Source organism: Thermosipho sp. 1244, from assembly GCF_018588215.1.
GTDB classification, from domain to species: Bacteria; Thermotogota; Thermotogae; order Thermotogales; family Fervidobacteriaceae; genus Thermosipho; species Thermosipho affectus.
On sequence record NZ_LNGA01000030.1, the window covers coordinates 106,435 to 129,902 of the forward strand.

Here is a 23,468-nt window from a genome sequence, read left to right on the forward strand (position 1 = left end):
TCTTTTACACTTATGAAAAAAATATTTCTTTTATTTAACTTTCATATATTTTGCCGTTGGAATAAACACTTTTATCTTTGTCCATGGTAACTCAACAATCTTAAAATTTGCATATAAAACTGTCCTATCAACTAATACTTTTCCAATTGGATCAGAAACACTTCCCAAAAAATACACTTGCTTATCTTTAAAGTTAACCTCATTTGGTGTTATTTTACCAAAATTCTTATACTCATATCTTTTATTTCCATATTTGAAAATTGCAATATCAAACAAAAAGATTTCATCTTCAAAAATAAAAGAAGAAATAGTGTAAAGTCCGCTTAAATCATTTGTTATTTCATATGCATAATTTAAATCAAAAATTACCTTCTTGACGGAACTAGCTGCAATATGTTCCAAATCAGCTATGTATTTATAAAAATTACCTTTTGAAAAATCAAATGAATATATAAAAATTTCCGCAATATCTTCACCATAAACTACTTTAATTGCAGGTAATGGGATAAATTTTTCTAGTTCGATAACACTAATATCTAAATTTTCTCCTGGTATATCAATCTTCAACCTCTTTTTCCTAAGTATATCCCCCAAATACGGGAAAATGTATCTCGCAAAAAATTGCTTTTCTCCATTTCCAAACCTTGAAAAGTATTCTTTTATCTTTACACCATCAACCGCTAACAATTCAACATCATTTTTCAATTCACATTGACTATTTATTATAATATACTTACCATTTACGTATCTTAATTCAAAAGGCAAGACATTTGTTGTTTTCGCGGAAATAGGCAAGAAAAAATATACACCTGGAAGACTTGAAAAACGTTTTAAAAGAAAAACATAAAATTCATAACGATTCATGCGTTTGTAAATTTTTATATAGTCACTTTGAAAATCTTCCACATAGTGTATCTTCAGCTGACTTATTAAATAATCAACATCTTTTTGTAAGGTTTTCTGTGAATATGGCATATATTTAAATAAATAAGGCGAAACTATAAAAAAAACAATAACTACACTTACAAATATCAAAGAAAAATTTAAAAATTTTCTCACAAAACTCCTCCCATTTCCACATTATACAAACATATTATACAAAAAAGTTCTTGATAAAAAAAGAGATTTATGGTATCATTTCAATGCATGGGTGCGTAGCTCAGTGGGAGAGCGCTTCCTTCACACGGAAGAGGCCGCAGGTTCAATCCCTGCCGCACCCACCAAAAGGGGCCTTCTGGCCCCTTTTTGTGATAAAATAAATTAGGGGTGAAATCTTGAAATATATAATGTATATTTTTGGAACTATATTAGCAACATTTGGATTTATATTATTTTCTTTATACATTTCACTCTTCCTTTTTTCTCCAATAATAGAAAATATTTTTGCAATTGACATGAATATATCATCTGCACTATTAATAATTTCGGTATCTTTTACAATAACCGGTATTTTCCTAGGATTTTATTCTATTTCAAAAGATAATTGGGAATATGCCAATATATGGATTTTTGTATCTATTGTTCTAAGTGTTACCTCTTTTATATTTCAACTCTATAAACTTGCATCGCTAGGGCCAACATGGATTGGAATTGAATTTTTTGGAACAGAAGGAAATAAAATTGAAGCAATGTATATTGACATGCTTCTTTTTATAGTAAATCTTTGCGTTTTAGTAATAACATCCACGGTTGGTTATAATATAAAAAGAGGTAAAAAATGAAAGTTTTAGGTCTTATTGTTGAATACAATCCATTTCATAATGGTCATTTGTATCACTTAAACAAAGCAAAAGAAATAGTAAAACCAGATTTCACCATTGCCGTTATAAGCGGTAATTTTTGTCAACGTGGTGAGCCTGCAATAATTGACAAATTTTCCCGTGCAGAAATTGCACTTAAAAATGGTATTGATGTAGTTTTTGAACTACCTGTTGTTTATGCACTACAGGATGCCGGAGGTTTTGCATATGGCGCTATCAGTCTTCTTGATAAATTAAAAATCGTTACCGATATTGTCTTTGGAAGCGAAAGCGCTGATAAACAATTTATCACAGAAGTTGCAAAAGTACTTTCAATTAATTCTACAGAATTTGATAAAATACTAAAAAAAGAACTTAAAAAAGGCATATCATTTCCAAATGCCAGAAAATTTGCTTTAAAAGAATTCCTAAAAAAAGATGTAAATTTTATCAAAAAAATAGAAAATTCAAATGATATACTGGGAATTGAATATGTAAAATCTATACTAAAACTAAATAGTAACATAAAATACAACGTAATCAAAAGAATTGGTGCAAGATATAATGAATTAAACCTAACAAATAAATATTCATCTGCAACTGCTATTAGAAATGCAATAAAGATGGATAAGGAGTTTAAAGAATTTGTACCGGATTCTTCATATGAGATTTTAAAACATACCTTCTTAAAAGGAAAAGGTCCTGTGTTTTTAGAAGACATGGAACAATTCATACTGACATTTTTAAGATTAAAAAGAAGAGAAGACCTAAAAAAAACATACAGTTTTAATGAAGGATTAGATCAACGATTCATTAATGCAATTAAAAATTCTACAACACTTTCTGAATTTCTCGATAATGTAAAAACAAAAAGATTTACTTATTCAAGAATTAGAAGGGCAATATTTCACGCAATATTCAATTTTGAAAAAGAATACATTGATTTTTCAAATAAGTTAGGTGTGCAGTACGCCAGAATTCTAGGCTTCACAAGAAAAGGACAAAAATTACTCTCCAAAATCAAAAATGTCTCAAAAATTCCAATAATTTCAAATCCTTCATTAAAAGACAAAATTTTAAAAAAGGTACTATCTAGTGAAAAATTCGAAATCAACAAATGTTTATTTAATTGGCAATTTAAAAAAGATATCTTGGCATCAAATATATACACAATGTTTTATCCTAAAAAAACTCAAAGAAAATACGGAGTTGATTTTAGAAAACCAATAATAATTGAGGGAAAAAATGAACGAAATAATTATCGTTCCGACAGAAAAAGAATGTAATATAAACGGGTATTTTCACATTCCATCTTATGATATCTTCCCATTTGAAGAAATAGAAAATTCTTGGTATGTACGCTCCAAAAGAATATACGCGCTTTATCTTGCACTTGAAGGAAAATTAAAAGCCGTTTCCACACTTTATTCCTTAACAAGATACGTCATGCCGCCTAATGTTTTCAAAAAATATATTTTTAAATTAAAACTAGGTGATAGACTCAATTCACCTGAGATGTTATTTTCAAATTTAGGATATGAAAGAACATACAACGTAACAGAAGGAGGACAATTTTCAATAAGAGGAGATATAATAGATTTTTTTGGTCCCAGTAACATTCCAACTCGTATTGAATTATTTGAAAATACAATAGAAGAAATAAGAATATTTGATATTGCAACCCAAAAAAGTATTAAAAATATCAAACATGCTCTTATCCTACCGGCCAAAGAGTATATTGGAAAAGTAACACATGAAACTATCTTAGGCGAAAAATACAACGGTACATTTATAGACTATGATATAGAATTTAAAATAGTGAATAAAAAAAGATGCATTGAAGAATACGTAAAAAAAGAAAGGGAAATAAGAGAACTTATAATAAATCAAGACTTAAGAAAAAAGTATATAAAATTTTCGGGAATAGATTACACAAAAATTATAACTCTATCGAAAGAAAGCGACATAGAATTAAAACCTGTGAAAATTGAAAAAGAAATTAATTCCATACCAGTTATAAACGAAGAAGAGTTTGAAATAGGAGAACTAGTCGTACATAAAGAATACGGTATAGCAAGATTTGAAGGTATTACAAAAATATTACAAAAAGGTCTTGAAAGGGAATTTTTAATACTTCAATTTAAAGATTCAAAACTATTTGTACCAACTGATAGATTAGATTTAATCCAAAAATATATTGGAGCAAAAGATACCATACAATTAGATAGTTTGAAAAAAAATAACTGGCAAAAAAAGGTTAAAAAAGTTAGAAAAGAAATTCAAAATACAGTAAAAGAACTCTTGAGATTAAATGCCCTACGAAAAAAAACAAAAGGGTTATCACTACCAGGAGATCCTGAACTTGAAAAAGAGTTTGCAAAAACTTTTCCACACATTGAAACAGAAGATCAATTAAAGGCTATAGAAGAAGTAAATAACGACTTAATGTTAGATAAAAACATGGATAGACTTATTGCTGGAGACGCCGGTTATGGAAAAACAGAAGTTGCCATGCGCGCTGCTTTTAAAACTGTTGTTTCTGGAAAACAAGTAGCAGTTTTAGTTCCAACGACTGTACTTGCAAGACAACACTTTGAAACATTTAAAAAAAGGTTTGAAAAATTTGGAATAAAGGTAGAACTATTCGACAGCTCTCTTACCCAAAAACAAAAGGAAAAAGTTAAAGAAAATATAAAAAAAGGGATCACAGACATTGTAATAGGAACACATGGAATCATTTCCTCGATAAAATTCTCCGATTTGGGACTTTTAATAATAGATGAAGAACAAAAATTTGGTGTCCATCAAAAAGAGGCATTTAAAAAAGTAAGAATAAATTTGAATATCCTTTCAATGAGTGCTACACCAATTCCGCGTACTCTACATATGGCATTAAGTGGTCTTAAAGACATGTCCATTTTAAAAACTCCACCTATTGGAAGAAAAAATATACAAGTTTTTGTAAGTAAATTTGATGAAAAAATTACTAGACATGCTATCTTAAGAGAAATAAACAGAGGAGGTCAAGTAATATACGTACACAACAGAGTAAACTCCATTGAAGAAGTAGCAAATAATCTTAAAAAGATAGTTCCAGAAGTAAAAATAGACATAGCCCATGGCCAACTTCCAAAAAGAAAAATGGAAAAAGTTATAAAGGAATTTTACAATGGGAAATTAGATGTACTTGTTTCAACATCTATTATTGAAAATGGAGTTGATATACCAAATGCAAATACATTAATAGTTGATGATGCTCACAGATACGGCCTTTCACAACTTTATCAACTAAGAGGCAGAGTGGGAAGATCAAAAAAAAGGGCATTTGCATACTTTTTTTATCCAGAAAAAATAAATAAGGTTGCAACAGAAAGGCTTAAGGCAATTAAAGAAATTATGGGACCGGGAAGTGGTTTTCAAATAGCTTTAAAAGATATGGAAATAAGGGGAATTGGAAATATTTTGGGACTTGAACAACACGGCTTTATAAACGAAATAGGCTTAAATTATTATTTTGAAATACTAGATGAAGTATTATCAAATATGGAAGGAAAAATACAATCAAAAGTAACAACAGAATTGTTAGGAATGAAAGGTTCAATTGTTATTCCAGATAATTATGTAAATGATCCCGTTGAAAGGCTCAGACTCTATAGAAGAATTTCTTCTTTTTCTAATGAAAATGAAATAAATGAAATATTCGATGAATTTAAAGATAGATTTGGAACACCTCCTCAAAGTGTTTTAAATCTTCTAAAATATGCCAAAATAAGAATTTTAGCTTCAAAAAAGGGTATTTCAAAAATTATCTTTAAAGATGAAGCAATAATTGCATACACAAACGGCAATTTAAAAATTGACCTTCCTCATATATATAACGAAAGAGAAAAATCATATATAATATACTCAGATGAAGAAACATTTCTAAAATTTTTGCAGAAATAAAGGAGAGCTTTTCCTAAAAAATACCAAAAATTTTTTGATTGGATACTCTACATTATAGCTTTTCTCTATTTTGAAAAAATCCTCAAGCTAAATAAAAAAATGGGAAATTTTTCAAAAAAGATCACTTAGAAATTTTATTTCTCATAGAATTTATACTATCTATTATTGCCGTAGCACGCTTTTCTCCTATACCTTCAACCTCTTTTAATGCTGAAAAATCAGCGTTACTCAAGGAAAAGACATTTCCAAATGCCTTGACCACATTATGCGTTATATTCATTGGGATCTTTGCCACATTTCTCAACAACCTATATCCCCTTGATTGTACATGATAATCACTTAATTGATTTATATTTGCAACGTCATCATATCCTAGCAATCTTGACGTAGATATTGGCCTTCTTTCTTTATAATTTTTCAAAGTACTTATTATTTGTTCTACTACATCTTCATCTTCTATATCTTCTTTGTAATAATCCAATATAAGGTTTTTGATTATATCTTCGATATCGACCATTATTTCTTCCAGTTGCATTGATGCTAACCTTCCCTCAACTCCGAGTTCTATTACATAAGGATCTATTTCCTCTCTAATTTTTAAAATTTCAATGCCCTTGTTTATAATTTCAACCACATCAATTAAATTGACCCTGTTTTCAATTTCAAGAATATCCAAATTCAAGATCATTTTATCAAAATTTTGTCTGTATTTTTCCAGTGTATTTAACGCTTGATTAACTCTCGTAATTAAAAAGTTAATATCGTTAATTATATACCTGTAATTTTTGTAATACAAACTAATAATGTTCCTCCTTTTTGATACAGCAATCACCAATTCTCCTATCTGCTTTGCCACTCTCTCTGCAGTTCTATGCCGTGTACCCGTTTCACTAGTTAGTATACTTGCATCTGGCACAAGATGTACATTTGCAGCAAGTATTTTTGTTACATTATCATCTACCAAAATTGCACCATCCATCTTCGCAAGTTCATACAGTTTTTCTGGCATAAAAGGTATATCAAGCTTAAATCCTGCTTGAAAAATTTCCTCATTTTCTTTAAATTTTTCCTCGGGAATAAAAACAATTAAAGCACCAAAATTTGCCAAAACTATATCATCTAATGCCTTTCTGAGTTTTGTACCTGGTGCTAGCAATTTTATTTTTGAAACCAATTCTTGCGGAATAGACATAAAACCCCACCTTGTATTTTTTTACACAAAAAGATTATAACATAAAAAAACGTGCTTGGTAAAACCAAGCACTTTTATTTTACCATATTCAAGAAATATTCGTGTACTCTAGTATCATCTGTCAATTCAGGATGAAAAGATGCCACAAGAACATTCTTTTGTCTTAACAAAATTGGCGAATTTTCATAAGTTGATAAAACTTCCACATTGTTTCCATAATCCACAACCTTTGGAGCTCTTATAAACACCGCCTTATATGGCCTTTTAAATCCTTTTATTTCAATTTCCGTTTCAAAACTGTCAACCTGTCTTCCATATGCATTTCTCTCAACTTTTATATCTATGACTTTTAGGGAATCCTGTTTGAAATTTACCACTTCTTTCGAAAGTAATATCATACCTGCACACGTACCAAAAACTGGAAAACCATTTGAAATTCTTTCTCTTAATTTTTCATATAAATTTACCATTCTCATTATTTTTATCATTGTAGTAGATTCCCCACCTGGTATAACCAATCCATCAACTTCATCTAAATCTTCGGGTTTTCTGACTATCAAAACCTCCACACCAAGTCTTTCAAGCATTTGTTTGTGTTCTCTAAAATCTCCCTGTATTCCAGAAACTCCTATTTTCAAATTACCATCCCCTCTCTTGGAGTCTCACATCAAGCTCCTCTATTTCAATTCCCTCCATTGGTTGACCTATATCTTCTGAAATTTTCAACAACATTTCTGGATCATTCCAATACGTTACAGCCATAACTATTGCCTTTGCCATTTTAGCTGGATCTTTAGATTTAAATATACCACTTCCAACAAATACCCCATCAGCTCCCAACATCATCATCAAAGCTGCGTCTGCAGGAGTGGCAACTCCACCAGCTGCAAAATTAACAACGGGCAGCCTTCCAAGTTCTTTTATCTTTGCTACCAAATTAACTGGTGCACCTATATTTTTTGCAAAAGTTACAAGTTCTTCGTCTGGCATGTTTTTAACCATTCTAATCTCATCCATAACTGTTCTCATGTGCTTTACGGCTTCAACAACATTTCCCGTACCTGCTTCTCCTTTCGTTCTAATCATTGCAGCACCTTCCGAAATTCTTCTCAAAGCTTCTCCTAAGTTTCTCGCTCCACAAACAAATGGCACATTAAAATCCCATTTATTTATATGATATTTATCATCAGCTGGTGTAAGCACTTCTGATTCATCTATAAAATCAACTCCCAAAGTCTCTAAAATTCTTGCTTCTGCAATATGTCCAATTCTTACTTTAGCCATGACTGGAATTGAAACTGCGTCCATAATTTCTTTAATTTTAGAAATACTTGCCATCCTTGCAACTCCACCTGCTTTTCTTATATCAGCAGGTACTCTCTCCAAAGCCATTACTGCCACTGCACCAGCTTCTTCTGCAATTTTTGCTTGTTCTGCAGTTGTAACATCCATGATTACTCCACCTTTAAACATCTCGGCAAATCCTTCTTTGACCATCCATGTCCCCTTTTCATTCATTTTAAACACCTCCAAATCATATTATTATTGTCTCCGTATATTCCCCAAACACTTCTCTTAATGCATTACTAATTTCTCCCACAGTTGCATAAGATTTCACTGCTTCAATAATATAGGGCATCAAATTTTCATCAGAAGATGCCGCTTTTTTTACATTCAAAAGTACTTTTTTTACTTTTTCGTTATCTCTCTTTTCTTTCAACTTCTTCAACTTTGCTTTTTGCTTTTCCTCAAGTTCTGGTTTTACCTTCAATACCTCTTTTTGTGATAAATCTTCTTCTATTTGGAATTTATTTACTCCAACTATTATTTCTTCTTCATTCTCTATAGAAAGCTGCATTTTGTACGCACTTTCATGTATCTCTTTTTGCACATAACCCGTTTCAATAGCCTTAACCATTCCACCCATTGCATCTATCTTTTCAATATACTTCATTGCTTCTTCTTCTATTTTGTTCGTTAAGGATTCAATAACATAAGAACCACCAAGTGGATCTATGGTATCTGCAACACCAGATTCATACGCAATAATCTGCTGTGTCCTCAATGCAATTCTAACTGATTCTTCGGTTGGTAAACCTAATGCTTCATCATAACTATTAGTATGGAGTGACTGTGTACCACCTAACACAGCAGCAAGCGCTTGCAAAGTTACCCTTATTATGTTATTTAAAGGTTGTTGTGCAGTTAATGTTGAACCACCTGTTTGAGTGTGAAATCTCAACATCATTGCTTTCTCATTTGTAACACCAAATCTCTCTTTCATAATTTTAGCCCAAAGCCTTCTTGCAGCCCTAAACTTTGCTATTTCCTCAAGGAAATTATTATGCGCTGCAAAGAAGAAAGAAAGTCTTCTTCCAAATACATTTGGATCTAAACCTGCTTTAATTGCTGTTTCCACATAAGCAATAGCATCTGCGAGTGTAAATGCTACTTCTTGTACTGCTGTGGACCCTGCCTCTCTTATATGATAACCACTAATACTTATCGGATTCCATTTTGGCATATTCTTAGAACAGAATTCAAATATATCTGTTATTATTCTCATAGAAGGTTGTGGTGGGAAGATATATGTTCCTCTTGCAATGTATTCTTTTAATATATCATTTTGAATTGTACCAGATAATTTTTCCATTGGAACTCCTTGTTTTTCTGCAACTGCAATATACATCGCAAGAAGAATTGAAGCAGTACTATTTATAGTCATTGAAGTGCTAACTTTATCAAGTGGTATCCCATCAAAAAGCACTTCCATATCTTCCAGTGAATCTATAGCAACACCTACTTTTCCAACCTCACCTTCGGCCATTGGATCATCTGAATCATATCCTATTTGAGTTGGTAAGTCAAAAGCAACAGACAACCCCATCTGACCTTGTTCTAGCAAATATTTATACCTCTTATTTGATTCTTCTGCTGTTCCAAATCCCGCGTATTGTCTCATAGTCCAAAACCTTGCCCTGTACATAGTAGGCTGAACTCCTCTTGTGAAAGGATAACTACCGGGAAATCCTAGATCTTCTAAGTAATTAAACCCCTCAATATCAACCGGAGTATACAACCTTCTAAATTCATATCCAGAAGTAGATTTAAATTCACTCTTCCTTTCTGGAAATCTCTCAACGGCCTTTTTTACTTTTTCTTCATAATCTTTCATTTTTGTCTCTATTTCTTTTAGTTTTTCTTCATCGAACATATTTTGACCTCCTTGTATTGTCTTACACAAATATTATCCAATATCTTTTTTAATCTGTCTATAACCGTTTAAATACTTATTTCTCAGTATAACCGCGTCTTCATAACTAATTGTCGAAAAATTTCCAATATTCAAAGTATATAAATATATTTCAGCTGTCTTTTCACAAACTAAGCTTGCAGTCAATGCTTCATCAATATCAAAACCTACTGTTATTAGTCCATGGTTTTTTAATATAACTGCATTGTTATCAGAAAGAGCATCTACAACATTTTTTGCAAGTTCAATACTTCCAGGAAGAGCGTATTCTGAAACTTTAATTTCTGGTCCTAAAATCATAACTGCATCTTCTATCAATGGGGGTATTTCACTTGATACTACTGAAACAGTGGTCGAAAACACAGGATGCGTATGGACTATTGCATTAACATCTTTGCGATTCTTATAAATTTCCAAATGCGTTGGAAGTTCTGAAGAAGGTTTCAAACCATCAATCAAACTCCCATTAAAATCAACAACACTTATCATTTCTTCTTTCAACTTATCATACGGTATACCTGATGGCGTTATATAAACATAATCTTTATCCCTAATTGAAACATTTCCCCAAGTTCCTTTAACTAATCCATTTTCCACAATAAATCTAACGGCCCTTAATATCTCTTCTTTCATCCTTTTCCTTTAAACCTCCCACCTTCATTTTCTAAGCCAAAGATATTACCATACCCTTTCAAGGCTTTTTCACCAGCTTTTAAATCTTTGGCTTGAACTTTTAATTTATCTATAATTTTTTTTATCTTTTTCTTTCGTATTTGATCTTTTTCATAAATCAATTTTAACACTTCTTTTGGAAGTTTAGAATTTATAAATTTTTCACGTTCATCAAGTAACTTATTTAACAATTCAAAATCTTCTTTTTCAATACACTCATCTATCTTTCTTTCTAAATCTAGTAACTCTTCAAATTCCAATGTATTACCTCCCAATCTTTTTCAAAACTTTCAGCAAAAGACTTCATCGAAACATTTGCTACGGGATGTTTGAAATTTTCCAATATCTCTGCCATAGGAACCACAAAAAAACTTCTTTTTTCAAAATCATAATGTGGAACTTTCAAATTTTCCATATCAACTACCAAATTACCGTAAAACAAGATATCAATATCTATGATCCTTGGACCCCATTTTATTGTTCTTTTTCTTCCCATATCATTTTCTATTTTCAATAATTTATTTAAAAGCTTCAATGGCGATAAATCTGTATCAATTTCCACAACAATATTGTAAAAATCATCTTGCTCTGTATATCCATAAGGCTTTGTAACATAAATGCTTGATACTTTTAATATCTTCAAATTTCTTTTTTCCAGTAAAGTCAAAGCATCTATTAAATTCTTTTCTTTGTTTCCTATATTTGTCCCCAATCCTAAAAAAACTTTCCCAAATTGACGTTCCAAAATAACAGTGGAAAAGGCAAATGTATCATGCGATAATGATATGTGACAAAAATTAAATCCTCCAAAATCTTTGTGCAAAATAACATAAGGTTTTCCACGTTTATTGTTTAAGATTGAAATATCTTTAAAAGAATTACCGTCAATTCCTGTCCCAAGAGCCTTGAAAAAAGATTCCTTTAGAGAAAAACGCCCAGCTATATATTGGGCGTTTAATTTTTCTTTTTTTTCTATTTCAGTTAAAACTCTATTTGCTATCTTCTCTGAAACACGCTTAATATTAACAATATCTGTACCTAATCCAATAATCAAATGGGATAACCTCCTTCATATTCATCCACCAACGCAAAATCAACGCGTATTTTTTCCTCATATTTTTCCCTAAGATATTTTCTTCCAACTTCACCTAAAATTGCATAAATCAACAAATATTCGTCTGTATCAGCTAATACACCTATTTCTCTCTTCAATTTTTCTAACTCAGGTTCAAGTAAATCTGCCGGTCTACAATCTATAGGTTTTTCATCACCCAAAATTTTTTCCATTAATTCTTTATCAATTGGAGCAGGAGGTCTTCCATACATCCCTTTCACATAATTCCTCACTTCATTTGTAACCTTTTTATACCTTTCGCCAGATAAAACATTTAAGACCGCCTGTACTCCAACAATTTGACTAGTTGGAGTAACAAGTGGAGGATATCCCAAATCCTTTCTCACTCTGGGTATTTCATCTAAAACATCTTGAAGCTTATGTAACATCTTTTGTTCTGAAAGTTGTTTTACTAAATTTGAATACATCCCACCTGGAACTTGTGAAACTAAGATCCTATAGTCTATACTTTTCATCATTACATCATATTCTTTGTATTTTTCTCGTATCTTTGTAAAATATTCCACAAGATAAGATATACTTTCCCAGTTTATTTCAGGAATATTTCTATATTCTCTAACTGCATAATACATTGATTCAAATGGTGGTTGAGCAGTTCCAGATGCAAAAGGTGATAAAGCCGTATCCAAAATATCAACACCAGCTTCAACTGCTGAAATGTAATTCAAATCCCCCAATCCAGATGTACAATGTGTGTGTAATTCAACGGGTACATTAAATCTTTCTTTTAATGTTTTTACCAATTCAAAACTTTTTTTTGGAGTCAACAACCCCGCCATATCTTTTATACACAAAGAATGCACACCACGTTCAACTAATTTCTGTGCAAAAGAAATATAATATTCAGTTGTGTGAACAGGGCTTATTGTATAGGAAATAGCCCCTTGCACATGGGCCCCGTTTGCCAAAGCCACCTCTATACTTTTTTCAAGATTTCTTATATCATTCAACGCATCGAAAATCCTTATTTTGTCCACACCATTTTCAATCGCTTTTTTTACAAACAATTCAACTACATCATCGGCATAATGCCTATACCCAACTAAATTCTGCCCTCTAAGCAACATCTGAGTTTTTGTGTTTTTTAATTTAGACTTAATTGTTCTGATACGCTCCCATGGATCCTCTTTTAAAAATCTTACACATACATCAAAAGTTGCGCCACCCCAAACTTCCATAGCATTAAATCCCAAAGAATCCATGGATTCCAATGCAGGAATCATATCAATTGTTCTCATTCTAGTTGCAATTAAAGACTGATGACCATCCCTTAGTGTGGTATCTACAAACATATTATTCCTCTCCTTTTTCATTTTCAAAATTAAGTTTTCTAGAAACTTTCTTTAACATTACAAACTCTAGTTCATCACCTTCTTTGATATCATCAAAATTTTCCAATTTAATGCCACACTCTTGAGGTGCTTCTACTTTCTTAACATCTTGTTGGTAATGTTTTAGCGATTCTATCTTTCCCTCGTAAATTAACTTTCCCTCTCTATACAACTTGACCATTCCATTTCTTTCAACAAATCCTTCAAGCATTTGTACACCTGCAATACTTCCAACTTTCTTTATCTTAAAAACTTTTTTAACTTCTCCCCTACCCGTTATTTCTTCTACTTCTTCAGGTTCAAGCATCCCTTCAAGAGCTGCTTTTAAATCCTCTATCAATTTATAAACTATTGAGTAAGTTTTTATTTGAATACCTTCGGCTTCTGCCATTTTTCTGGCTTTGCCGTCTGCTTTTACTCTAAATCCTAAAATTATCGCATCAGAAGCCGTAGCAAGCATAACATCACTACTTGTAATTGCACCTACACCAGAATGAATTATATTAATTTTAATCTCCTCACTCTGCAACTTATTAATCGCACCCTTTAACGCTATCATAGAGCCCTGTGTATCAGCTTTTAAAATCAACTTTAATTCTTTTTTTTCCGATTCTTCCATCATCTTTAATATTTCTTCTAACTTCATATGTCTTTTTCTCTTTAGCTCCTTTTGTTCCTGTTCCGCAATTTTTCCTGTAATTTCCCTAGCCCTTTCCAAACTTTTTACGGTATAAACTACCCCGTGTGAATTTGGTAACTCTTCAAAACCTACGACCATAACAGGAGTTGAAGGGCCAGCTTCCTTTATCCTTTGACCTTTATCATTTACCAATGCTTTAACTTTTCCCATAACTTTTCCCGAAATTACATAGTCGCCCACTTTCAATTTTCCATCTTTAATAATTACATTTGCAACGGGCCCAAATCCTCTATCAAGTTTTGTTTCGATTATTACAGCTCTCACAGGACCATTTGGAAGTCCCTTTATCTCTTGCATTTCCGCAACTAATAAAATCATCTCAAGTAGTGTATCTACATTTTGACCTTTTTTTGCGGAAATGGGAACAACTATGGTATCCCCACCCCACTCTTCTGGTATTAAATTCAATTTATTTACAAGTTCTTGTTTTGTTTTTTCTACATTGGCATTTGGTTTATCTATCTTGTTAATTGCAACAATTATGGGCACATTAGCAGATTTTGCGTGGTTATATGCTTCAACAGTTTGAGGCATAACACCATCATCAGCTGCAACAACGAGAACTGCTATATCTGTTGCTTGGGCACCTCTTGCGCGCATTTCTGTAAAAATTTCGTGCCCTGGAGTATCTATAAAAGTGATAATTTTCCCATTTGTTTCCACTTGATATGCACCTATACTTTGTGTTATACCCCCCTCTTCTCTTTCAGCCACCCTAGTTTTTCTTATAAAATCCAAAAGAGTTGTTTTACCGTGATCAACGTGACCCATTACAGTAACAATAGGAGGTCTTTCTACTAATTCCTTTCCTTCGGAATATTTTTGCTCAAAATATCTTTCAATTTCTTCCAACGGATTTTCTCTAACTTCTTCTTTTTCTTCTACGTCAAAGGATATTTTTGCATCATACATTTTTGCTATTTTTTTTGCAAGTTGCAAATTCAAAGTTTGCCCAGGCTTTAGAACTTCACCTTTCATAAAAAAATCTTGTATTATTCTATTTTGAGGAATCCCTATTTTTTTGGAAAATTTATCTAATTTCAAATCTTCCTCGGTAAGTTTAATTATATCCTTCTTTTTCTTTGTTACCTCCTCTTTTCCCACACTCTCTTTTTTCTTTCTTTTTACTTTTTCCTCTTCACCATCAAGAAGCTCATACTCTTCATAAATTAACTCTTCTTCCCCGTACATTTCAAGTAATAAATTTACCGTTTCCTCATCAATATAACTCATATGGCTTTTTATTTCAATACCTAAATCAGCCAATTCCTTCATTAAATCTCTCGTATCCATTTCAAGCTGTCTTGCAAGCTCATATACTCTTAATCGAGCCATTGAATCACCTCCAAAACTCCTATTATTTCCTCATTTTTTTCATAACTTTGTGCTCCTTTTCAATTTCAACTATTAAATCGGAAAGTTTCCAATTCAAATTAGTTGGGGTGGTAGTTGCAAAAATCAACTCCTTTTCTGGAAAATTTTCCTTTAATATCTTCATTACTTTAAATATATCATCTTTTTCAAATCCGTGTAATATAACAAACCTTTTGTCCTCCATATAATCTCACTCCTAGACTATAATTTCAAGTCTTTTAATGACTTTTGGGAATTCACAATAGACTTTATCACTTCTACTATAACACTAAATTCATTAGACGTCTCTGATAATATATTAACCGATTCAGACAAAACTGTTGATTCTTCTTTTAAATTTCCCTCAGTTATATTAAATAAATTTCTAGAGTTTTCCATAACTTTAATGTTATCTTTCATGTAATCAATGGAATTTGCCAAAGCATTTTGTACCGCATCAAAAAGCTTTTGAATCTCACTTAAAGAACCAAGTGAATCCTTTATAGAAGCAGATATTTCCGCAATAATTTTTGATATATTATTTGATGCACTTTGAGATTCCTCTGCAAGTTTTTGGATTTCTGAAGCAACCACTGCAAATCCTCTTCCGTATTCTCCGGCTCTTGCTGCTTCAATTGAAGCGTTTAAAGCTAATAAATTTGTTTGTTTTGCAATCTTTTGTATAGCCTTCACCAAATCTCCAACTTTGCTAAATTTTTCAAAAGTTTCCGATGTTTTTTGTATAGTCTCACTAAATTTATTTGAAACTGTATTTACATCTGTTCCAAGATTTTTTAAATCATTATCTATCTTTTTATTTATTTCATAGGCATTTTCTATATTTTTCAATATCTCATTACTTTCCCTTGAAAAATTCCCCAAAAGATTATCAATATCTTTACTCAGCTTTTCAAATCTTTTCGTTATTTTCTCAATTTCCCCTTTTATTTCAGAAATCCTTGAAACTAAAACCTCATCTAATTGATCCATAAAGGATAACATTAAATTTTGCACGTAAAAAGCAGAAGAAAGTGTATTCAACGTATCTTTATCTATCTTCATATTATCATCTCCCGTAAAATTCTTCAATTATGTCAACTCCACATTTTAAGTTTTTAAACCAATTTAAAAAATCTCTTGCTGCTTTATCTTTTAACAATGTCCCATGTTGAGGAGCAATTATAGAAATCTCATATTTTGAAACCATATTCACCCACTTACTACAAGCCTTGTTTGAACTCATATACCTTTTGTGAAATCCTTCCATGTATTCCAACAATTCACCAAAATTATCCTCAATCATTTGTACTCTTTTATTAAACGGTAAAACAGAAACACCGATATCACCTGAAAAGAGAATTTTCGAAATAGGATCATATACATTAAAATTTCCAGGTGCGTGTAGAAAATGGGCCGGAATAAAATCTAATTTATATCCACTAAAATTCATATTAACATTGCCTTTATCTTTGATTCCAATAACTCTTCTTTTATCATACACACCAAAATGTGGCAAAAATCTCACCCAAAGTTCAGATATATATATTTTTGCATTAGTAGCTATAGAAAGCCACATTGTAACACCAGAAGATACATCGGGATCCTGGTGAGAATAAAAAATACCTTCTATATTCTTCGGAGATATTATCTCTGAGACATTTGCAAGTACTCTTGGAAAGACATGCGCACCACCTGGATCAAGCAAAAAACCTTTATTTCCATGGACGATTAAATACTGATTTGTAGGTACTAAACCACCTTCTTCTGTTTCTTCCCAGCCAAGTAAATAATATTTATGTTCGCCGTCATCGTACAAACACAAATTTTTCATATTTGCACCTCCTTCTACCGCTTTATATTATATTATACCAGATATCTAAAACTACCAATTAAGATACTCTTACAATTTTAACAGATTTTACAATATTTTTACTTGAAAAAAAGGCAATTACATTATAGAATTAAATGCTAAAAATTTGAGATAAAAGGAGGAAAAAGATGGAAAAATACTATGAAAAGCTCATTACACTTTCTGGGATTTTTACCGCCGTTATTATAATCTCAAACATTATTGCAGGTAAATTAGTTAATATAGGTCCTTTTGTTATCACTTTATCTGTATTAATATATCCTCTAAGTTTTGGGATATCAAACATAGTATTTGAGATATATGGAGAAAAAATCGCAAAAAAGGTCATCAAGATTGGATTTATATCGTCTTTAATATTGGTTATTTATTCTTATATTGTAATTCTTTATCCACCTGCAAGTATTTTTAACAAAAACACCGCTTATGTAGCTGTATTTAATTCTACTCCGAGAATAATTCTTGCTAGTTTTTTTGCTTATCTTTCCGCACAATATACAAACGTTTGGGCATTTAACTTGCCCAAAAGGTTATTTAAAATAAATAACGTAATATTTAGAAATACATTTTCAATGGTTATAACTCAACTAGTTGACTCTATAGTATTTGTTATAGTTTCTTTCTTATGGACTTATGATCTAAATGTATTAATGAACATGGTAATATCCCAATATATCGTAAAGTTAATACTCTCGAGTCTAAATAGCCCAATAATAAACATAAGTATTCAAAGATTAAAAAAAGACCTGGCATTTGAAGAATAACCCGCAAAAGTTGCGGGTTATTCTTTTATTTTCTTCATTTAAAACTCACGTGAAAGAGAATATCCAAGTAATCTTGATATTATCCTTGGTATATCCGTGTTGTCCATAAATCCATTGAAATTTTCCGCACCTGGACCAAACGCAAATATTGGAACTGGAGCTGCCGTATGTTTATAAGTAGTCCAACCAACAAGGGCTTTTTCGCTTAATATTCTTCCAAGCAAACTTGCTGCTTTATATGGATTACTTGAATTTTTTGTTTGTTTTAATAATTGAATTTCCTTATCTGAAAGTTCAACGTTGAAATAACGCTTTATGGTTTTCCTAAATTCTTCTTCATTGTTAACATCGTAGTTTTTCATTATCCAGTCTGCTGTCTTTTTATACCCTTTTATTATATCTATATATAATGAATATTCCCCTGTTGAAAGACCTAACCCTCCTGTTTCATGATCACTTGTAATAACAATTAACGTATTTGGATGTGTTTCAAGAAATTTTAATGCCACTTCCACTGCTTTATCAAATTCCATTACTTCTTTCCACACACCATATACATCATTTCCGTGGGCTTCCCAATCAATTTGTGAACCCTCTACCATTAAGAAAAATGGCTTTTCATCTTTGGAAAGTAGGCAAAGTGCCTTTTCGACCATTTCATAAAGCATAGGTTGTTCATCTGTACGCTCACTTGCTGCATTTAAATGACTATCAGAAAAAAGTGCTAATAATTTATCTCCTGTGTAATTCGCAAGTTCAGATTTACTTTTAATATAGTCAAACCCCTTTTCACTTACTATCTTCTCATCAAAATATTTCCATCCTCCCCCCATCACCACATCTAACTTACTATTTAACAGCTGATTTGCAAGTGTTTTTTCATCTTTTCTAGTTTTTACATGTCCATAAAAAGCACCAGGAGTCGCATGTGTAACTCTACAAGTTACAACTATTCCCGTCTTCATACCATATTTTGAAACTATTTCAAAAATAGTTGGGACTATTGTTCCATCTGGGAGCATACCAATCATACCATTATTTGTTTTAAAACCAGTGGCTAGGGCAGTACCTGCAGCTGCAGAATCTGTAACAAGTGAGTTTGCAGAGTATGTTGTAACATAACCAACAAAAGGTGATTTCATAATATTTAATGTTTTTCCTTCAAGAAGACTTGCCAAAACCAGATGATTAATTCCCATTCCATCACCTATGAAGTATATAACATTCTTCACTCCAAAATTGCCAAAAACCACAACCATAAAAAACAAAATTAAAATACTGAAGAACTTTTTCATGATCCTCACCTCCCGATTTTTCATATCAGTAAAGAGTTTTACAAAAAAATATTTACCCTTTTTTTAATTTTATAAAGAAAGTTAAACTCACAAATCTTAAAAAAACTTGAAATTCTAAGTTTTTTTTAAGTTTTAATCTGTATAAATAAAGTAGAAACAAATAGGAGGTGATTTTTGATGTACTGGTATCATAGACCCTTTATTTGGCACAGTGGATGGTTTAGTTATTGGATAGCCCCAGTTATAGGCTTAATTGTTTTAATCTTTTTTGCATTCTTAATTTACAAATTAATCAAAAACTCTGAAAAACATCCAGATTTTCGCTATGAAAAAAATTTTGAAACATACGATAACAGTCTAAAAATTTTGAACGAAAGACTTGCCAAAGGTGAAATTAGCGAGGAGGAATACAAAAAATTAAAAAACCTTATCCTAAAACACTAACTTTAAAAATTAATAATAAAGATAAAGTGAGGCGTTAGTAAAGCGCCTCATTTTAAATACTTATTATCTCTTGTAATTTTCTTACTCTACGTTTTGGATTCTTGTTTATCTTAACTCATAATTTTTTCTTTAAATATAACAAGTCTTGAATCAATATATATAATTTTCGTAACCTCTAATTTTAAGACATTCCATTTAGACTACATTTTTTCTAAAACTTCATAATTTTTCTTTTATCTTTTTCACTCATTATTTTAAAAAACAATAAAGTCTTTTCTAAATATTAAAAATTACTTTCTTGGAAAAATAAAGTAAGCAGAAAGTTCTTTTTATCCAAATGTTTGAAATATAAAAAATCTAAATTTCAATAAATCAAAAGTTTTTTCCTCTTCTCTATCTTCATTTTTATATAAGTCTTTGTATAGCTATTTTTAAACATATTACCAAATAATGATATTTTTTGTATTTTTTCCAATTTAAATTCAAAATAATATACGTCTAATCTGATTTTTTTATTTTCAATTTTTAAAACTTGATGATATAATAACATTGAAAATTAAATACAACGTGGAATAAAGGTGCCTATGGCTTAATAGGGAAACTGGTGAAAAACCAGTGCGGCCCCGCCACCGTAACTGGGGACGAAAGCCACAACCAGCCACTGGGGAAACCCGGGAAGGCGTGGTAAGTAGGAAGATCCAGGAGCCGGGAGACCTGCCTTTATTCCAACGTATTTCTCAATCTCGCGGGTAGATTGAGAAAAAATTTTTTTGCGAAACGGGAGGTGTGAAAGTGAAAATTCATGAATTTGTAGGAAAAATGATATTAAAAGAGGGGGGGATCTCTGTTCCTGAAAGTTATCTTATTTCCAATGATAGGGAAATTGAAGTAAAATTTTTACCTGCTGTCCTGAAAAGTCAGGTGCTTGTTGGAGGCAGAATGAAAGCTGGAGGAATTTTATTTGCACAAAACAAAGATGAATTTTTAAAATTCTCAAAAAAACTACTGCACAAAAAAATAAAGGGAGAAACACCTTATGGAGTTCTAGTTGAAAAAATGGTAAATATCGAAAAAGAATACTACTTATCTTTATACATTGATAGATATGAAAAAGAAATAAAAATATTATTCTCACACTTTGGCGGAATTGATATAGAAGATAATAAAGATAAAATTGAACAATATAGTTTATCAGATATCCAAAAACTTCCAAAAAAAATCCAACAAATAGTCCAAAAATTATACAAAATAATGAAAGAAAAAGATTTAACTCTTTTGGAAATAAATCCATTAGTAAAAACAAAAGAAGGAAATATAATGGCACTTGATGCCGTATTACACCTAGATGATAATGCGATTTTTAGGCAACAATGGGCAAAAAAATTTGTACATGAAGAATATCCTTTTCATTTTGTAAAACTCGATGGTGATATTGGAGTAATTGGCTGTGGAGCAGGTATAGTAATGGCAACAATGGATGCAATAAGTTTGTATGGAGGTAAACCTGCAAATTTTCTTGATCTTGGCGGAGGTGCAGATACAAAAACTACAATTAAAGCGCTTGAACTTTTAAAATCTCTTTCGTTAAAAAATATTGTCCTAAATATATTTGGTGGAATAACAAAATGCGATGAAATAGCAAAAGCGATTGTAAATTTCAAAGAAAAAAATGATGATATAAAACTTTTTGTTAGAATTACTGGAACTAATGAAAATGAAGCAAAAAAAATTTTAAAAGAACACAATATTCACTTTTTTGACGATATGTATGAAATGATCAAAAGCGCTGTAAAGGGGGACTTCATATGATAAATGGTACAGAAAGAGTATGTGTACAAGGTATAACTGGAAAGTATGGTAGTTTCCACACAAAAAAAATGTTAAAATACGGCACAAACATAGTATGTGGTGTCTCAAAAAATACAAAGATAAAAGAAATTGAACATGTTCCCGTCCTTCATAACATGTACGATGCTGTTGAAAAATTCAGTTGTGATACGAGTATTGTATTTGTACCGGCAAAATTTGCCAAAGATGCAATATTTGAAGCAATAGATGCGGGAATTAAAAAGATCATAACCATTACAGAACACATTCCACAAATGGATATGCTAGAAATATACAAATACGCAAAATCAAAGAATGTTACCTTTGTAGGTCCAAATTGTCCTGGAATTATTTTACCAGGTGTTTCCAAGATTGGAATAATGCCTGAAAACGCATTTAAACCAGGGGATGTTGCAATAATTTCCAAAAGTGGTACTCTAATGTATGAGATAGCAAACTTTATCTCAAAAAAATCAACAGGAATTAAAATTGGCATAGGATTAGGTGGAGATCCCATAATCGGCACAAGTGTTTACGAAGCACTTTTGTATGTTTCAAAACTTAATCCAAGAAAAATAATAATAATAAGTGAAATAGGTGGTAATGAAGAAATTTTAGACGTGGAAAGATTCCTAAATAAAGGGTACAATTCTAATATACAATTTTTCTTTGCTGGAAGAACAGCTCCAAAGGGAAAAAGAATGGGGCATGCTGGTGCAATTGTCGAAGGTTTAGAAGGTACAATAGAATTTAAAGAAAAAAAATTAAAAAATTTAAACATTCCAGTAGCAAAATACATAGAAAACTTATTGGGGTGATCAAATGCTAAATCCTTATCTTTTGTTGTTTTTAAGCATTTTTTTCGGAATGTTGTTGGGAAACTTAAAGATCAAAAATTTCAAATTAGGAACTTCTGGAACACTTTTTAGTGGTTTATTTTTCGGCTGGTTATTTCCACATTTTGTTTCTTCAGAAAAATCTTTTCAAAATACTTTTAACATTTTTTTTCAATTTTCTCTTATACTTTTTGTGACATCTATTGGCTTAATAGCATCAAAAGAAATAAAAGAAATATTAAAAAAATACGGCATGAAGTTTCTCATACTCTCACTTACAATAACTTTTTCAGGTTTCTTACTCACTGTTACATTTATTTTAATTCTAAAACTTAATCCATATAACTTAATAGGTGTATTTTCAGGAAGTCTCACAAGCTCACCTGGTCTTGCCACAGCTCTTGAAAGTGTAAATCACACAAGCGAAGTGGTATTTGGATATACAGTTGGTTATGTACCAGGCGTACTTGCCGTTATTTTCTCAATATACTTAATACCATCAATCTTCAAAATAAAAATATCCCCACAAAAAAAATTACCGGAAAACAAAAAAGAAACAAAAGAAAAAACGTTCAACTTGTTATCATATTCTTTAGTTATTACAATAGGAATTATTATAGGTAATATCCCATTAAATCTTGGCTTTTCAACTATAAAGTTGGGAATTACAGGTGGCCTATTAATATCTTCACTTACACTTGGTTCTATAGGAAATATTGGAAAAATAAATTTTTCTTTCAACACCAATCTTTTGAAAAATATTCAGAATCTTGGACTTGTAATTTTTCTATCATCAATAGGCCTTAAATCAGGATACAAAGTAATTGAAAATTTTAATGGATATAGTTTGATCTTAATGGTTATATCATTAATAATAGCATTATTTTCTATATTCATCGGCTTTTTCCTGGGAAGATACGTATTTAAATTGGATTGGGAAATTTTAGCCGGTGCTATAACTGGTGGTATGACAAGTACTCCAGGACTTGGAGCAGCTCTAGAATCTACAAAAAGTAACCTAGCAGTTGCAGGATACGGTGCAACATATCCTTTCGCCTTATTGGGCATGGTCGTATTTAACAAAATATTAACATTATTAACATTTTAGTGATTTT

Annotated in this window: 22 protein-coding genes, 1 tRNA gene and 1 riboswitch; of the genes, 9 read left to right on the forward strand and 14 right to left on the reverse strand. The window is 31.3% G+C overall.

The window, feature by feature from the left end; genetic code table 11:
• Nucleotides 1–30: 30 nt before the first annotated feature.
• Nucleotides 31–1,059 (reverse strand): hypothetical protein, encoded by a 1,029-nt coding sequence (locus AS157_RS07420; RefSeq protein WP_077288623.1) that lies wholly within the window; start codon nt 1,057–1,059, stop codon nt 31–33.
• 89 nt (nt 1,060–1,148) lie between these two features.
• Here AS157_RS07420 and AS157_RS07425 point away from each other — a divergent pair.
• The 4 genes from AS157_RS07425 (at nt 1,149) to mfd (ending at nt 5,684) form a co-directional block, all read left to right on the forward strand.
• Nucleotides 1,149–1,223 (forward strand) — tRNA-Val (locus tag AS157_RS07425).
• A gap of 51 nt (nt 1,224–1,274) precedes the next feature.
• Nucleotides 1,275–1,721, forward strand: coding sequence for a hypothetical protein (locus AS157_RS07430; RefSeq protein WP_231450249.1), 447 nt, complete (start codon nt 1,275–1,277; stop codon nt 1,719–1,721).
• Entirely contained in the window at nt 1,718–3,025 is a 1,308-nt protein-coding gene (locus AS157_RS07435; RefSeq protein ID WP_214495028.1) for a nucleotidyltransferase, read from the forward strand. The genes AS157_RS07430 and AS157_RS07435 overlap by 4 nt, the downstream gene beginning before the upstream one ends.
• The gene (gene mfd / locus AS157_RS07440; protein WP_077288625.1) at nt 2,985–5,684 is read left to right on the forward strand and encodes a transcription-repair coupling factor; all 2,700 of its coding nucleotides are present in this window, start codon (nt 2,985–2,987) and stop codon (nt 5,682–5,684) included. Before AS157_RS07435 ends, mfd begins: the two co-directional genes overlap by 41 nt.
• Before the next feature lie 121 nt (nt 5,685–5,805).
• On the opposite strand, the gene disA is transcribed toward mfd, so the two are convergent.
• From disA to AS157_RS07500, 12 genes are all read right to left on the reverse strand, one after another.
• A complete protein-coding gene (disA, locus tag AS157_RS07445) occupies nt 5,806–6,876 on the reverse strand; it encodes a DNA integrity scanning diadenylate cyclase DisA (RefSeq protein WP_077288626.1) in 1,071 nt (356 codons plus the stop codon).
• Between the two features lie 74 nt (nt 6,877–6,950).
• Entirely contained in the window at nt 6,951–7,514 is a 564-nt protein-coding gene (gene pdxT, locus AS157_RS07450; RefSeq protein ID WP_077288627.1) for a pyridoxal 5'-phosphate synthase glutaminase subunit PdxT, read from the reverse strand.
• A 1-nt stretch (nt 7,515) separates the two neighbouring features.
• Nucleotides 7,516–8,394 carry a pyridoxal 5'-phosphate synthase lyase subunit PdxS gene (gene pdxS / locus AS157_RS07455; protein WP_077287046.1) on the reverse strand — a complete coding sequence of 293 codons (879 nt, stop codon included), beginning with the start codon at nt 8,392–8,394 and terminating at the stop codon, nt 7,516–7,518.
• A gap of 16 nt (nt 8,395–8,410) precedes the next feature.
• A complete protein-coding gene (locus tag AS157_RS07460) occupies nt 8,411–10,090 on the reverse strand; it encodes an acyl-CoA mutase large subunit family protein (RefSeq protein WP_077288628.1) in 1,680 nt (559 codons plus the stop codon).
• A gap of 33 nt (nt 10,091–10,123) precedes the next feature.
• Nucleotides 10,124–10,762 (reverse strand): class II aldolase/adducin family protein, encoded by a 639-nt coding sequence (locus tag AS157_RS07465; protein ID WP_077288629.1) that lies wholly within the window; start codon nt 10,760–10,762, stop codon nt 10,124–10,126.
• Nucleotides 10,759–11,061, reverse strand: a complete 303-nt coding sequence (locus AS157_RS07470) for an RNA-binding protein (protein WP_075665196.1) — start codon at nt 11,059–11,061, stop codon at nt 10,759–10,761. The genes AS157_RS07465 and AS157_RS07470 overlap by 4 nt, the downstream gene beginning before the upstream one ends.
• Nucleotides 11,040–11,855, reverse strand: coding sequence for a 2-amino-4-hydroxy-6-hydroxymethyldihydropteridine diphosphokinase (folK, locus tag AS157_RS07475; protein WP_077288630.1), 816 nt, complete (start codon nt 11,853–11,855; stop codon nt 11,040–11,042). Before folK ends, AS157_RS07470 begins: the two co-directional genes overlap by 22 nt.
• Nucleotides 11,852–13,228 carry a pyruvate carboxylase subunit B gene (locus AS157_RS07480; protein WP_077288631.1) on the reverse strand — a complete coding sequence of 459 codons (1,377 nt, stop codon included), beginning with the start codon at nt 13,226–13,228 and terminating at the stop codon, nt 11,852–11,854. Before AS157_RS07480 ends, folK begins: the two co-directional genes overlap by 4 nt.
• A 1-nt stretch (nt 13,229) precedes the next feature.
• Nucleotides 13,230–15,302: a translation initiation factor IF-2 gene (infB, locus tag AS157_RS07485; protein WP_077288632.1), complete on the reverse strand. Its 2,073-nt coding sequence runs from the start codon at nt 15,300–15,302 to the stop codon at nt 13,230–13,232.
• Between the two features lie 22 nt (nt 15,303–15,324).
• A complete protein-coding gene (locus tag AS157_RS07490; RefSeq protein WP_075665200.1) occupies nt 15,325–15,525 on the reverse strand; it encodes a DUF3783 domain-containing protein in 201 nt (66 codons plus the stop codon).
• A 17-nt stretch (nt 15,526–15,542) separates the two neighbouring features.
• Entirely contained in the window at nt 15,543–16,409 is an 867-nt protein-coding gene (locus AS157_RS07495) for a methyl-accepting chemotaxis protein (RefSeq protein ID WP_231450250.1), read from the reverse strand.
• On the reverse strand, nt 16,387–17,151 hold the full coding sequence (locus tag AS157_RS07500) for an oxygen-binding di-iron domain-containing protein (protein ID WP_077288633.1): 765 nt from the start codon (nt 17,149–17,151) through the stop codon (nt 16,387–16,389). Before AS157_RS07500 ends, AS157_RS07495 begins: the two co-directional genes overlap by 23 nt.
• A 167-nt stretch (nt 17,152–17,318) precedes the next feature.
• Between AS157_RS07500 and AS157_RS07505 the strand changes: the two genes are divergently transcribed.
• Complete coding sequence (locus AS157_RS07505) at nt 17,319–17,951, forward strand: queuosine precursor transporter (RefSeq protein ID WP_077288634.1); 633 nt, start codon at nt 17,319–17,321, stop codon at nt 17,949–17,951.
• Between the two features lie 38 nt (nt 17,952–17,989).
• On the opposite strand, the gene AS157_RS07510 is transcribed toward AS157_RS07505, so the two are convergent.
• Nucleotides 17,990–19,246 (reverse strand): alkaline phosphatase, encoded by a 1,257-nt coding sequence (locus tag AS157_RS07510; RefSeq protein ID WP_077288635.1) that lies wholly within the window; start codon nt 19,244–19,246, stop codon nt 17,990–17,992.
• Nucleotides 19,247–19,423: 177 nt separating this feature from the next.
• On the opposite strand from AS157_RS07510, the gene AS157_RS07515 reads away from it, so the two are divergent.
• The 4 genes from AS157_RS07515 to AS157_RS07530 all read left to right on the forward strand — a co-directional run bounded on the left by AS157_RS07515 (nt 19,424) and on the right by AS157_RS07530 (nt 23,461).
• Nucleotides 19,424–19,690, forward strand: a complete 267-nt coding sequence (locus AS157_RS07515) for an SHOCT domain-containing protein (RefSeq protein WP_077288636.1) — start codon at nt 19,424–19,426, stop codon at nt 19,688–19,690.
• A gap of 559 nt (nt 19,691–20,249) precedes the next feature.
• A riboswitch (cobalamin riboswitch) is annotated at nt 20,250–20,426 on the forward strand.
• Nucleotides 20,427–20,482: 56 nt separating this feature from the next.
• On the forward strand, nt 20,483–21,499 hold the full coding sequence (locus AS157_RS09745; RefSeq protein WP_077288638.1) for a succinate--CoA ligase subunit beta: 1,017 nt from the start codon (nt 20,483–20,485) through the stop codon (nt 21,497–21,499).
• Entirely contained in the window at nt 21,496–22,335 is an 840-nt protein-coding gene (locus tag AS157_RS07525) for a succinate--CoA ligase subunit alpha (protein ID WP_077288639.1), read from the forward strand. The genes AS157_RS09745 and AS157_RS07525 overlap by 4 nt, the downstream gene beginning before the upstream one ends.
• A 4-nt stretch (nt 22,336–22,339) precedes the next feature.
• Nucleotides 22,340–23,461: an aspartate-alanine antiporter-like transporter gene (locus tag AS157_RS07530; RefSeq protein ID WP_077288640.1), complete on the forward strand. Its 1,122-nt coding sequence runs from the start codon at nt 22,340–22,342 to the stop codon at nt 23,459–23,461.
• Nucleotides 23,462–23,468 lie beyond the last annotated feature (7 nt).